The organism is Streptomyces sp. SAI-135, from assembly GCF_029893805.1.
Lineage (GTDB): Bacteria > Actinomycetota > Actinomycetes > Streptomycetales > Streptomycetaceae > Streptomyces.
Genome location: NZ_JARXYP010000002.1, coordinates 6,363,572 through 6,375,883, shown reverse-complemented (window position 1 = coordinate 6,375,883; position 12,312 = coordinate 6,363,572). Strand labels below are relative to the sequence as shown.

The window sequence follows — 12,312 nt, the reverse complement described above, 5'->3', positions numbered from 1 at the left end:
GTCTGCAATGTCCATCCCCGGCGCCGAACGGTGCGCGGCGCAGCCCCTGTCGGGACGATACACCAGTCTCGTCACTCAGGGACATAGTTCCTCTACGCTCCGTGACGACCAGCGGCGATGCGGGCACGGACCGCGTCCGAAAGGTTGCGGAGGGTACCGGAAACGGATTACACGCCTGTTGCGCGCCCGCGCCCGCCAGCGCGCTGCGTACGTGTCACGCGCCGTTCGATCCCGTCGTAAGGATCACGTTGCGCAAGGGCTCCTGGTTCACATAACGGTTCAACTGATCCACCAGCAGGCGCTTGGCGCGCGGCAGGAACGCGGACGTGGGTCCTCCGACGTGGGGGCTGACGAGTACGCCCGGCGCCTGCCACAGGGGGTGCCCCGGGGGGAGCGGCTCGGGGTCGGTGACGTCGAGGGCGGCCGTGATGCGGCCGGTCTCCAGCTCGGCGAGCAGCGCCTTGGTGTCGACGACGGGGCCGCGGGCGACGTTGACCAGGAGCGCGCCGTCCTTCATACGGGCAAGGAACTCGGCGTCGGCCAGGTGACGGGTGGTCTCGTCGAGGGGCGTGGACAGGATGACGACGTCCGCCTCGGGGAGCAGGGCGGGCAGTTCGGCGAGCGGGTGCACGGGGCCGCGCTCCGTGGTGCGCGCGGAGCGCGCGACGCGCGCCACCCGCGCGAGTTCGAAGGGTACGAGCCGGTCTTCGATGGCGGAGCCGATCGAGCCGTAGCCGACGATGAGGACGCTCTTGTCGGCGAGCGCGGGGTGGAACCCGCCGCGCCACTCCCCCTTGTCCTGGGCGCGCACGAACGCGGGGATCCCGCGCAGCGAGGCGAGGACCAGGGTGAGCGTGAGCTCGGCGGTGCTCGCCTCGTGCACACCGCGCGCGTTGCACAACCGCACCCCGGGACGCAGGTGCTTCAGGCCCGGTGTCACGTTGTCGACGCCCGCCGACAGCGTCTGCACGACCTCGACCGAACTCAGGTGGGGCATCGGCCGCAGGACCACGTCCAGGGGCTTCATGTAGGGGACGACGTAGTACGCGCAGTCGGCCGGGTCCGCCGGGAAGTCCTCCTGGCCGTCCCAGAAGCGGTACTCGGGGCCCTCGGGGAGCCCCTCGATGTCGTCGGGCGGGATGGGAAGCCACACGTCAGCACTCATGCTCAGGAGGCTATGTCAGGCGCCCGGGGGCCCAGAGGTTAGGTTGGGGGCCGGAACAGGGAGGGTCACGAGCAGGTGGAGCGCAGGACGATCGGCGCGGCGGCGCTCGCGGTGGGAGCCGTCGGACTCGGGTGCATGCCGATGAGCTGGGCCTACAGCGGGTCGCGGCAGCGGGGCGACGAGTCGGTCAGGGCCGTGCACCGGGCGCTGGACCTGGGCTCGACGCTGCTGGACACGGCCGACATGTACGGCCCGTTCACCAACGAGCTCTTGCTGGGACGGGTGTTGAAGGAGCGCCGCCAGGACGCGTTCGTGTCCACCAAGGTGGGGTTGCTGGTCGGCGAGCAGCACATCGTGGCCAACGGCCGCCCCGGCTATGTGAGAAGAGCCTGCGACGCGTCGCTGCGGCGGGCTCCAGACCGATGTGATCGACCTCTACCAGCTGCACCGCGAGGACCCGGAGGTCCCGGTCGAGGAGACCTGGGGCGCGATGGCGGAGCTGGTACAGGCGGGAAAAGTACGGTCGTTGGGGCTGTGCGCGATGGGGGCGCGGGGCGGGCGCCGCTCCGGCAGCCGGCTGTACGACGCGACGATCCGTCAACTGCGGCGCGTCCAGCAGGTCTTCCCGGTGAGCGCGGTGGAGGCGGAGCTGTCGGTGTGGTCGCCGGAGGCCCTGGAGACGCTGGTGCCGTGGTGTGCCGAGCGCGGCATCGGCTTCCTGGCGGCGATGCCGCTCGGCAACGGCTTCCTGACCGGCACCCTGACCCCGGGCCAGGGCTTCGAACCGGACGACGTCCGCGCCCGCCATCCCCGCTTCACGGCCGAGATGATGGCCGCGAACCAGCCCGTCGTCTCCGGCCTGCGCCGCATCGCGGCCCGGCACGGGCAGGGGGTGACCCCGGCCCAGGTGGCACTGGCGTGGGTGCTGGCACAGGGCTCCCACGTGGTCCCGGTCCCGGGCACCAAGCACGAGCGCTGGGTCACGGAGAACGCGACGGCGACCTCCCTCCGCCTGACCGCCCAGGACCTCACGGAGATACGGGAACTGCCGCCGGCACAGGGGTCGTGGGACTAGCGCATCCACCGGCCGGGCCGGAACCGGGGCCGGGACCGGGACTGCGACCGGGACCGGTGGACGGATCACCGGGCCGGCGGGAGGGGTGGGCGTATCGGGTCCGGGAGATCGGGAACCTGGGAGGCGTGAGCGGTGTATGACAGGTAGAACCCGCCGCTTCGAAGGGACCATGATCGTGCATCGTCGAGCTGTGACGGCCGTGCTGGCCGCGACCACGCTGCTGCTGACGGCCGGCTGCTCCTCCGACGGCGGAGGAGGGGACGGAGCCGGCGGCAGCCCCTCGTCGAGCGGCACGGCCTCGGGGTCCTCCCCCACCCGGCAGGCCGCGGAGGCGACCCCGCCGGCGAAGGGCTCGGTGAAGGTGGTGCGCACGGTCGCCGAGGGCCTCAAGACCCCGTGGGGCCTCGCCCCGCTCCCGGACGGGGACCTGCTCGTCTCCTCACGGGACGAGGGCACGATCACCCGTGTCGACGGGCAGTCGGGCAGGAAGACGGAGCTGGGCCGGGTGTCCGGGGTGTCCGCGGCCGGCGAGGGCGGCCTCCTGGGCATCGCCCTGTCGCCGGACTACGCCTCGGACCACATGGTCTACGCCTACTTCACCTCCGACTCGGACAACCGCGTGGTCAGGATGGTCTACGACGAGCGGAAGGACTCCGGCGAGCAGCTGGGCGCCCCCGACACCGTCTTCAAGGGCATCCCGAAGGGCTTCATCCACAACGGCGGCCGGATCGCGTTCGGCCCGGACGGCATGCTGTACGCGGTCACGGGCGAGAGCGGCAACACCGGACTGTCCCAGGACCGCAAGTCCCTGGGCGGCAAGATCCTGCGCCTGACCCCGGAGGGCGAACCGGCGCCGGGCAACCCGTTCCCGGACTCCCCCGTGTACTCCTACGGCCATCGCAATGTGCAGGGCCTCGCCTGGGACTCGCACCAGCGGCTGTTCGCCTCGGAGTTCGGCCAGGACACCTGGGACGAGCTGAACGCGATCAAGCCGGGCGACAACTACGGCTGGCCCACGGCCGAGGGCAGGTCCGACGACAAGGAGTTCCACAACCCGACAGCCCAGTGGCACACCGACGACGCCTCCCCCAGCGGTGCCGCCTTCGCCGAGGGCTCCCTGTGGATGGCCGGCCTGAAGGGCCAGCGGCTGTGGCGCATCCCGTTGAAGGGCACGGCGGCCTCGGCGGACCCGCAGGCGTTCCTGAAGGGTGAGTACGGCAGGCTGCGCACGGTGGTCTCCGCCGGCGGGGACAAGCTGTGGCTCGTCACCAGCAACACCGACGGGCGTGGCAGCCCGAAGGCCGGGGACGACAGGATCCTGGAGATACAGGTCAGCTAGCCCGGACGCGCTTCCGGGTCCGGGTCCGAGATGACGTCGGGTGCCTCGCCCCCGTCCGGCCCGGCCCGGCGGACGACGACCTTGCCGGACGTGAGATCTATCGGTCCGCGTCCGGGGTCGCCGTCGCCGACGTCCTCGCGGGTCAGCTCCAGCCGGTTCTGTTCGTCATGGGTGTGCTTGCGGCCGGGCGCGAACAGTTCCTCGAACATGTTGAACATGCGGCCTCCCTGCCGGTCTCCTCCACCGTACGCCTCACTCCGTGACGGACGCGTGGAGATCCTCCGCCGGGAACAGCCCCAGCCGGTGTGCCACCGCCGCGGCTTCGCCCCGCCCGGAGACGCCGAGCTTGGCGAGGATGTTGGACACGTGGACGCTGGCCGTCTTCGGGGAGATGAACAGTTCCTCGGCGATCTGGCGGTTGGTGCGGCCGAGGGCTACCAGCCCCAGGACGTCGCGTTCGCGCCCGGTGAGGCCGAGGGAGCGGGCCGGGTCGGCCCGGTCGGGCACCGGGGCCGCGGTCAGGGTGAGGCGGGCACGCCGGGCGAGCAGCAGGACCGCGTCGGCGAGGGGCCTGGCGCCGAGGTGGTCGGCGGCGGCGTGGGCGAGGCGGAGCAGTTCGGTGGCCCGGTCACGTTCGGACTGCTCGGCGCCGCCGGGGGCGGACAGGAGGGACTGGGCGAGCCGGTGGCGGACGCGGGCCAGGTCGTAGGGGCGCTCCAGGGGTTCGACGACACTGAGGGCCTCGTGCCAGTGGTCGGGGGTGTCGGCGTTCTCGGCGCGCAGCAGTTCGGCGCGGAGCCAGCGGTCGTGGGCCAGCCAGACGGGCGCGTGGGTAGCCAGCGGCCTGGCGGCCTCCCGGATGCGGTCGAGGATCTTCGTGCGGCCCTGTTCGGCGACGGGCAGGCCGAGGCTGTCGGCCTCCATGGCGGCGGCGGTGAGCAGCAGCGGCCAGGCGTAGCGCTGGGTGCCGGGCGGGAAGCCGGAGTCCAGGACCCGTTCGAGTTCGGCGCGGGCGTCCAGGAGGCGGCCCTCGCCGGCGGCGACTCCGATGGTGATGTCGGCGAGGGGGAGTTCATGCTGGGGGGCCTGGTCGTGGGAGCCGAAGTACCCGCGCGCGGAGGCCAGTTGCCGTGCGGCCTCGGTGAGGTTGCCGCGGGCGAGCGAGAGTGCGGCGCGGTTCACGGCGTGGAAGCCGCGGGGCTTGGCGCTCTGGCCGACCCGCTCCGCCTGGGAGGCGGCCTCCGCGGCCCGGTCCCACTGGCCCAGCGAGTAGAGGGACTCGGCGAGGTTGCCCCAGATCCAGGCCTCCTTGTCGGAGAGGCCGTGGCGCCGCGCGTGGATCAGCCCTTCTTCCAGGATGTTCACGGCTTCCCGGGAGCGGCCGATGCTTTCGAGGGAGGAGGGCAGGTTGACGTAGGCACGGCTGGCGACGCTGGGGATGCCGTCGTCGAGGGTCCTGCGCAGGACGTCGAACATCTCGTCCAGGCCGGTCCGGACGCTGCCGGACTCCACGACCAGGCCGGCGAGGGTGAGCCGTGCGTTCATCTCGATCTCGCGGGCGCCGACCATGCGGGCGTACTCCACCGCGCGTTCGGCGGCCGAGAAGGCCTCCGGGCCGGGGACGTGCACATGGGACCAGTTGGCGACGGTGGACAGCACCTCGGCGTGCACCTCGGACGGCGGCAGTCCGCGGACCAGGTCCTCGGCGGCGGCCAGTTCGGCCCAGCCGTCGCCGCGGGCCAGCCCCTGGACGAGATGGGAGCGCTGGACCCAGAACCAGGCGGCGCGCAGCGGGTCGCCGTCGTCCTCCAGGATGTTCAGCGCCCGCTTGGTGATCTTCAGGGCGCGTTCGCGTTCGCCGCCCAGCCGGCCGGCGACCGCGGCCTCGGCCATCAGGTCGAGGTAGCGCAGCGGGGTGGTGGCGGGGTCGCAGCCGCAGGGCGGGTAGACCTCGGTGTAGTCGACGGGGCGCAGGGCGGCCCGGACGTCCTCGGGGGCGGAGTCCCACAGCTCCATCGCGCGTTCCAGGAGCCGGAGTTGCTCGGAGTAGGCGTGCCGGCGGCGGGCGGTGACGGAGGCGTCCAGGACGGCGGGCAGCGCCTTGGCGGCGTCGTGGGCGTGGTACCAGTAGCTGGCCAGGCGCATGACCCGCTCGTCGGCGGGGACGAGCGTGGGGTCGGCCTCCAGGGCTTCGGCGTAGCGGCGGTTGAGGCGGGAGCGTTCGCCGGGCAGCAGGTCGTCGGCGACGGCCTCGCGCACCAGGGAGTGCCGGAAGCGGTAGCCGTCGCCGTCGGGTGCCGGGATGAGGATGTTGGCGTTGACGGCGACGCGCAGCGCCTCGATGAGGTCGTCCTCGGCGAGCCGGGTGACGGCGGCGAGGAGCCGGTACTCCACGGTGGAGCCGCCCTCGGCGGCGACCCTGGCGACCCGCTGGGTGCTCTCGGGCAGCCCCTCGACGCGCACCAGGAGCAGGTCCCGGAGCGAGTCGGTGAGTCCGGTGCCGCAGCCCTCGGTGGCGCAGACGGCGAGTTCCTCGACGAAGAAGGCGTTGCCGTCGGAGCGTTCGAAGATCTCGTCGACCTGGGCGGGGTTCGGTTCGGTGGCGAGGATCCCGGCTATTTGGCGGCTCACCTCGTCCCGGTTGAAGCGGCCGAGTTCGATGCGGCGGACCGTGCGCAGCCGGTCGAGTTCGGCGAGCAGGGGGCGCAGCGGGTGGCGGCGGTGGATGTCGTCGGCGCGGTAGGTGGCGAGGACGACCAGACGGCCGGTGCGCAGGGTGCGGAAGAGGTAGGCGAGGAGGTGCCGGGTGGAGGCGTCGGCCCAGTGCAGGTCCTCCAGGGCGACGACGACGGTGCGTTCGGCGGCGACCCGTTCCAGGAGGCGGGCGGTGAGTTCGAAGAGGCGGGCCATGCTCTCCTCGTCGTGGCGGCCGCCGCTCCGGACCGGGATCGCCTCGCCGACCTCGGGCAGCAGCCTGGCCAGTTCCTCCTCCTGGCCCGCGGCCGCGGCGGCCAGTTCGTCGGGCAGGGCGCGGCGCAGGGCGCGCAGGGCGGTGGAGAAGGGGGCGAAGGGCAGTCCGTCGGCGCCGATCTCGACGCAGCCCCCGAGGGCGACGACAGCGCCCTGCCGGCAGGCGGCGGTGGCGAACTCCTCGACGAGCCGGGTCTTTCCCACACCGGCCTCGCCGCCGAGCAGCAACGCCTGCGGCTCTCCCGCGGCGGCGCGGGAGAGCGCTTCGTTCAGGCTGTTCAACTCTTCGGTGCGGCCGACGAACACGGGACTGACGGACCTGGTCTCCACGGGCCCGAGCATGGCACGCGGGTCCGACACCACGTCACCCGTTTTCGGGGCGGGCCCGGTGTCCCGACCGGTCCCGATCGCAGGGAGGACGGCCGCGGTGGTGACCGCGGGGACGGACAGAGCCGTGCGGCCGTCCTCCCTTCCCCCGGCGCTCACGCCGTGCGGAGGAACCGGTGCCGCCGGGGGCGGCCGGTATGCGCATCGCTCTCCGCGGTGCGTTCGGCGGCTTCGCGGCGGGCGGCGCGGCGGCCGCGCAGGGTCTCGCGGACGAGCCGCTCGTGCTCGGCCTGGCGGAGGAGTTCGGCGGAACGGTACTGGGAGAGCTCGTACTCGGCATACATGGCGTCGTCCTTGTCGGAGTCGGTTTCCGGCTTCGCTTTCTGCGATGCCTCCACTGTCGTCTCCGAGGGGGGTCCGCCACATCGGGAGAGTTCCGCATCTTCGCGGGCCGGAGGGGCCTTAGACGCGCGGGAGGGGCCTCAGGAGCTCCGTAAGGTACCTACGGATGCCCTAAGACCCCTCGTGACCTGCGGTTGTTCAGCCGGCGGAGGGCAGGTCCAGCAGGACGCCGGTGTACTTGAGGACGGCCAGGAGCAGGCCGACGACCCCGAGCGCGACACCGCCCCACGCGACGGACTTGATCCACCCTGCCTGCGGCCTGCCGGGGGCGCCGAACGCGGGCCGGGCCAGCACGGCGACACCGACGACCAGGGCGAACAGCGCGAAGACGCCGCCCCAGAACGCGGTGGCCTTCCAGGCGTCGCCGTAGCCCTCGTCGAGGAGCTTCGCCACGTCGGAGGAGGTCGCGGTCTGCGCGTGCAGCTGACCGATGAGCGACTGCCGCGCGGAGGCGACGGTGCCGATCCAGCTGCCGGTCAGCGAGACCAGGCCGAGCGCGGCGGAGACGACGGCGCCCGCGCCCTGGCCGACGCCGCTCGGGCCCTCCTTCTGGCCGGCCTCGACGGGCTCGTCGGCGCTCTCGTCATCGATCTCGTCGGCTGCGGCGGCCTCGGCCTCCGTCACCTCGTCGGTCTTGGCGACGCTCACCTTCTGCTCGTCGGTCGTGGCCTCGGCGCCCGTCTCGGCGCCGGTTTCGTCAGCTGTCTTCGTTCCCATGTCGGGCACCGTACGGATCCTGTCTGAGAGGGTTCTTAATGATCGTTCCGGGCTGCACGCTCGCGTGCCTCACGCCACTCGGGGGCGAGAATCGACCACACCTCGAGGTCGTGCCGTACGCCACGATAGGGGTGCGCCTCACGGCGGACTCCGTCGCGGGTCATTCCCAGGCGCCGGGCGACATTGATGCTGGCCGTGTTCCCGGAGGCGGCGACCCATTCGATCCGGTGGATGCCGCGTTCCTCGACCACCCAGTCGATCAGTACCCGCATGGCCCGGGTGATCAGTCCGCGTCCGGTGGCGGCGGGCTCCAGCCAGCAGCCGACCTCGCAGTTGCCCTGGGCGGCGTCGAAGTTGAGGGTGAGCACCCCGCCGACGAGCTTTCCGTCCAGCCAGATGCCGTGGTAGCCGCCGGTGTCGTCGGCGCGCATCCGGGCGTAGCGCTGGAGCGTCTCGCGCGCGGAGGCCACGTCGACGGCCTGGGACCCGAAGGGGATGTACTGCCCGATGAACTCCCGGCCCCGCTCCAGGTTCGCGAGGAACTCCTCGGCGTGCCACGGCTCCAGGGGCCGCAGTTCCGCCCCGTCGTCACCCAGCGATATCGCGTACATCCCCGTCCCGCTCCTTCTCCAGCTCCTCCACGACCTCGTCCAGCCTTTCATGCGCGGCGCGGCACTCGGGCGGTTCGATGCTGATGCGGGGCATGCGGCGGTCCAGCCAGCCGGGCAGCCACCAGTTGGCGCCGCCGAGGAGGTGCATGAGGGCGGGGACGAGGAGCGTGCGCAGGACGAAGGCGTCGAGGGCCACGGCGGCGGCGAGCGCTATCCCGAACATGGCGATCACGCGGTCGCCGCTGAGCACGAAGGCGAGGAAGACGGAGATCATGATGACCGCGGCGGAGTTGATCACCCGGCTGGTCTCGGCGAGGCCGACGCGGACGGCCCGCCGGTTGTCCCCGGTCTCCAGCCACTCCTCGTACATCCGGCTGACCAGGAAGACCTGGTAGTCCATGGAGAGCCCGAAGAGGACCGAGACCATGATCACGGGCAGGAAGGGTTCGATGGGTCCGGCGCGGCCCAGCCCCAGCAGTTCGCTGCCCCAGCCCCACTGGAAGATCGCCACGACCACGCCGAAGGCGGCGGCGACGGCGGCGACGTTCATCGCGGCGGCCTTCAGCGGGATGCCGACGGAGCGGAAGGCGAGCAGGAGCAGCAGACAGCCCAGAGAGATGACGACGCCGACGAACAGGGGCAGCTTGCCGACGATGACGTCGGCGAAGTCGTCGTAGGAGGCGGTCATCCCGCCGACATGGATGTCGAGGGAGGTGCCGGTCTCGGCGCGTGGCAGCACCTCGGTGCGCAGCCGGTCCACCAGGTCGCTGGTCTGCCGGGACTGCGGGGCGGAGTCGGGGACGACCGTGAAGTAGGCGAGGTCGCCGCCGGTGTCGTAGGTCACCGGGGTGGTGGAGGCGATGCCCTCGGTGGTGCGCAGGGTGGCGTCGAGGTTGTCGAGGAGGAGTCTGTCCTCGGCGCCGTCGACCGGCGTCACCAGGGTCAGCGGTCCGTTGACACCGGGCCCGAAGCCGTCCGCGAGGAGGTCGTAGGCCTGCCGGGTGGTCGAGGAGCTCGGGCCGTTGCCCTGGTCGGAGGTGCCCAGCCGCAGGCCCAGGGTGGGCAGGGCGAGGACGGTGATGACCAGCAGGGCGACGGCGCCGAGCAGCTTGGGGTGCCGTTCCACGAAGGCGGACCAGCGGTGGGCGAACCCGGTCGGCAGCTCCGGCTCGGGTCCGTGCTCGGCGAGCCGGCGCCGCTCGCGCCGGCTCAGGGCGCGCATGCCGATGAGGGAGAGCAGGGCGGGCAGCAGCGTCACGGACGCGGCGACCGTGAGGACGACGGTCAGGGAGGCGGCGATGGCGACGCCGTTGAGGAAGCCGAGCCGGAGGATCAGCATGCCCAGCAGGGCGATGCAAACCGTGGCACCCGCGAAGACGACCGCGCGCCCGGTGGTGGTGACGGCGTTCACGACGGACTCGGTGACGCTCAGCCCGCGTTTCAGGCCGCGCCGGTGTCTGGTGACGACGAACAGCGCGTAGTCGATGCCGACGCCTAGCCCGATCAGCATGCCGAGCATCGGCGCGAAGTCGGCGACGGTCATGGCGTGCCCGAGCAGCCCGATCCCCGCGTAGGCTGTGCCCACCCCGACCAGGGCGGTGCCGATGGGCAGCAGCGAGGCGGCGAGCGAGCCGAAGGCCAGGAACAGCACGAGGGCGGCGACGAGCACACCGACGACCTCGGCGGTATGCCCGCCCGAGGACTCGGTGAGGGCGATGGCGCTGCCGCCCAGCTCCACCTGGAGCCCGTCCGCCTCGGCGTCCTTGGCGGTGTCCACGACGGCCTTCGCCTCGGAGGCGTCGATGTCCTCGGCCGCGTCGGCGAAGGTCACGGTGGCGTACGCGGTGTGTCCGTCGGCGCTGACCCGCCCCGCGCCCGTGTCGTCGTAGGGGCTGACCACGGCGGCCACTCCGGGCAGGTCCGCGATCTTGTTCAGGGTGGTGGTCATCGTCTGCTCGACGTCGGCGGCCCGGACCGAGCCCGAGGTGACGTGCCAGACGACGGTGTCGCTGTCGCCCCCGAGGTCCGGGAAGCCGTCCTGGAGCAGCTGGGTGGCGCGGCCCGACTCGGTGCCGGGGACCTCGTAGTCGTTCGAGTAGGCGGACCCGGCGACGGCGGCACCCGCGCTGACCCCGCCGAGGGCGAGGAGCCACAGGAGGACGACGACCAGGCGTCGTCGGACACACCAGCGTGCGAGGGCTGCCACGAACGTGCTCCCAGGGGTGGTGAATTGTGGATCTTTGACCGGGAACAGTCGTTCATGACCTTCATGAGATGAACAGCCCGCAAAGAACGCATGAGCAATGCGTGGACCACTCTTGCAGGCAAAAGTGATCGTTTACCGCCATCGTGCGCTTATTCACAGGAGTGGGAGGCAGATCACAGGACAGTAACGGCCACTCTGTCGTCTCAGTCGAACTGATCGCCCAACGCCATCACCATGACGCCGGCGATCAGCAGCCACAGCGCTCTGCGGGTGCGTCCACGGGAGCCCAGGACGGCGGCGAGGGCGCACACCACGGCGCCGAACGCGTAGGCCGCCGGCACCAGCGCCGGGGCGGAGCCGGCCGCTCGCAGCGCCGCCGCGGCCAGACCCGCGAGGGTCAGCAGGGCGCCGGTGCCGGAGGCCGTCCAGCGGGCCCGCCGGGCGTCCAGCAGCTGGCCGTCGTACTCCTCCTGTATGTCGGATGGCTCGGAATTCGCAGGACCGTTCATGGCGGGCGAGCGTAGCCTGTTCCGCCGAGAGAGCCAGGGCCCGTCCGGCCCCCGACCGAAGCAGGTGCGTTGTTTGAGCGTCCGACCGAGCTCCGCCGTATCCCTTTCCGTCTCTCAGGACTCAAGGAGCCCGTTCACCGATGCCGAACGACATCACCCCGAGGACCTCGCGGACCTCGAATGAGGACCTCACCCGGCTGCTGACCCAGGCCCGCTACCCCCGCAGCAACAGCTACGACGTCCGCTGGGTCATCGAGAACCAGATGGGCCCGAACGCACTGTGGCTGCTGGAGTGGCTCGCGCCCGCCCTGGGCCTGGACACCCTGCGCCCCTGCGCCCGTGTGCTGGACCTGGGCTGCGGCCGGGCCATGACCTCGGTCTTCCTGGCCAGGGAGTACGACGTCCAGGTCACCGCGGCCGACCTGTGGGTCAGGCCCGACGAGAACGCGCGGCGCATCACCGAGGCCGGTTTCGCCGACCGCGTGCTGCCCGTGCACGCCGAGGCGCACGACCTGCCGTTCGCCGAGGGCAGCTTCGACGCGATCGTGAGCGTCGACGCGTACCAGTACTTCGGCACCAATGATCTGTATCTGCCCGAACTGACGCGGCTGCTCAAGCCGGGCGGCCGGATCGGGGTGGTCGTGCCCGCGCTGCGGGAGGAACCGGCGGGGGTCGAACCGCCGGAGCACCTCAAGCCGTACTGGGACCCCGGATACTGGGCGTTCCACTCCGCCGAGTGGTGGCACCGCCAGTGGACCCGCTCCGGAGCCGTGGAGGTCGAGGCCGCCGACTGGCAGGAGGACGGCTGGAAGGACTGGCTGCTGTGGTGCGAGGTGATCGCCGAGGAGAGCCCGGAGGAGTTCCATCGCACGATGGCCCGCGAGGTCGGCGAGATGGTGCGCGTCGACGAGGGCCGCACGCTGGGGTTCGTCCGGGTCGTAGGACGCCGTAAGCAGTAGGCCGTAAGCCGTAGAACGCCACGGCCCCGGAG

General features: G+C 71.9%; 10 protein-coding genes and 1 pseudogene. 3 read left to right on the top strand and 8 right to left on the bottom strand.

Annotated elements, in window-relative coordinates; genetic code table 11:
- Positions 1-214: 214 nt before the first annotated feature.
- On the bottom strand, positions 215-1,165 hold the full coding sequence (locus tag M2163_RS33510; RefSeq protein WP_280895821.1) for a 2-hydroxyacid dehydrogenase: 951 nt from the start codon (positions 1,163-1,165) through the stop codon (positions 215-217).
- Positions 1,166-1,240: 75 nt separating this feature from the next.
- On the opposite strand from M2163_RS33510, the pseudogene M2163_RS33505 reads away from it, so the two are divergent.
- A pseudogene (locus M2163_RS33505) lies at positions 1,241-2,240 on the top strand (aldo/keto reductase).
- 169 nt (positions 2,241-2,409) lie between these two features.
- Positions 2,410-3,579, top strand: coding sequence for a PQQ-dependent sugar dehydrogenase (locus M2163_RS33500; RefSeq protein WP_280895820.1), 1,170 nt, complete (start codon positions 2,410-2,412; stop codon positions 3,577-3,579).
- Here the strand turns inward: M2163_RS33500 and M2163_RS33495 are convergent.
- The 7 genes from M2163_RS33495 to M2163_RS33465 form a co-directional block, all read right to left on the bottom strand.
- Complete coding sequence (locus M2163_RS33495; RefSeq protein ID WP_280849153.1) at positions 3,576-3,797, bottom strand: DUF6191 domain-containing protein; 222 nt, start codon at positions 3,795-3,797, stop codon at positions 3,576-3,578. The genes M2163_RS33500 and M2163_RS33495 overlap by 4 nt on opposite strands.
- A 34-nt stretch (positions 3,798-3,831) precedes the next feature.
- Positions 3,832-6,891: an AAA family ATPase gene (locus tag M2163_RS33490; RefSeq protein WP_348541394.1), complete on the bottom strand. Its 3,060-nt coding sequence runs from the start codon at positions 6,889-6,891 to the stop codon at positions 3,832-3,834.
- Between the two features lie 140 nt (positions 6,892-7,031).
- Positions 7,032-7,220, bottom strand: a complete 189-nt coding sequence (locus M2163_RS33485) for a hypothetical protein (RefSeq protein WP_280849155.1) — start codon at positions 7,218-7,220, stop codon at positions 7,032-7,034.
- Between the two features lie 196 nt (positions 7,221-7,416).
- Entirely contained in the window at positions 7,417-7,995 is a 579-nt protein-coding gene (locus tag M2163_RS33480) for a hypothetical protein (RefSeq protein ID WP_280895818.1), read from the bottom strand.
- Positions 7,996-8,030: 35 nt separating this feature from the next.
- A complete protein-coding gene (locus tag M2163_RS33475) occupies positions 8,031-8,606 on the bottom strand; it encodes a GNAT family protein (protein WP_280849157.1) in 576 nt (191 codons plus the stop codon).
- Positions 8,584-10,812 (bottom strand): MMPL family transporter, encoded by a 2,229-nt coding sequence (locus tag M2163_RS33470; protein WP_280895817.1) that lies wholly within the window; start codon positions 10,810-10,812, stop codon positions 8,584-8,586. Before M2163_RS33470 ends, M2163_RS33475 begins: the two co-directional genes overlap by 23 nt.
- A gap of 203 nt (positions 10,813-11,015) precedes the next feature.
- A complete protein-coding gene (locus M2163_RS33465) occupies positions 11,016-11,321 on the bottom strand; it encodes a hypothetical protein (RefSeq protein ID WP_280849159.1) in 306 nt (101 codons plus the stop codon).
- Between the two features lie 140 nt (positions 11,322-11,461).
- Between M2163_RS33465 and M2163_RS33460 the strand changes: the two genes are divergently transcribed.
- On the top strand, positions 11,462-12,280 hold the full coding sequence (locus tag M2163_RS33460; RefSeq protein ID WP_280895816.1) for a methyltransferase domain-containing protein: 819 nt from the start codon (positions 11,462-11,464) through the stop codon (positions 12,278-12,280).
- The last annotated feature ends 32 nt before the right edge of the window (positions 12,281-12,312 follow it).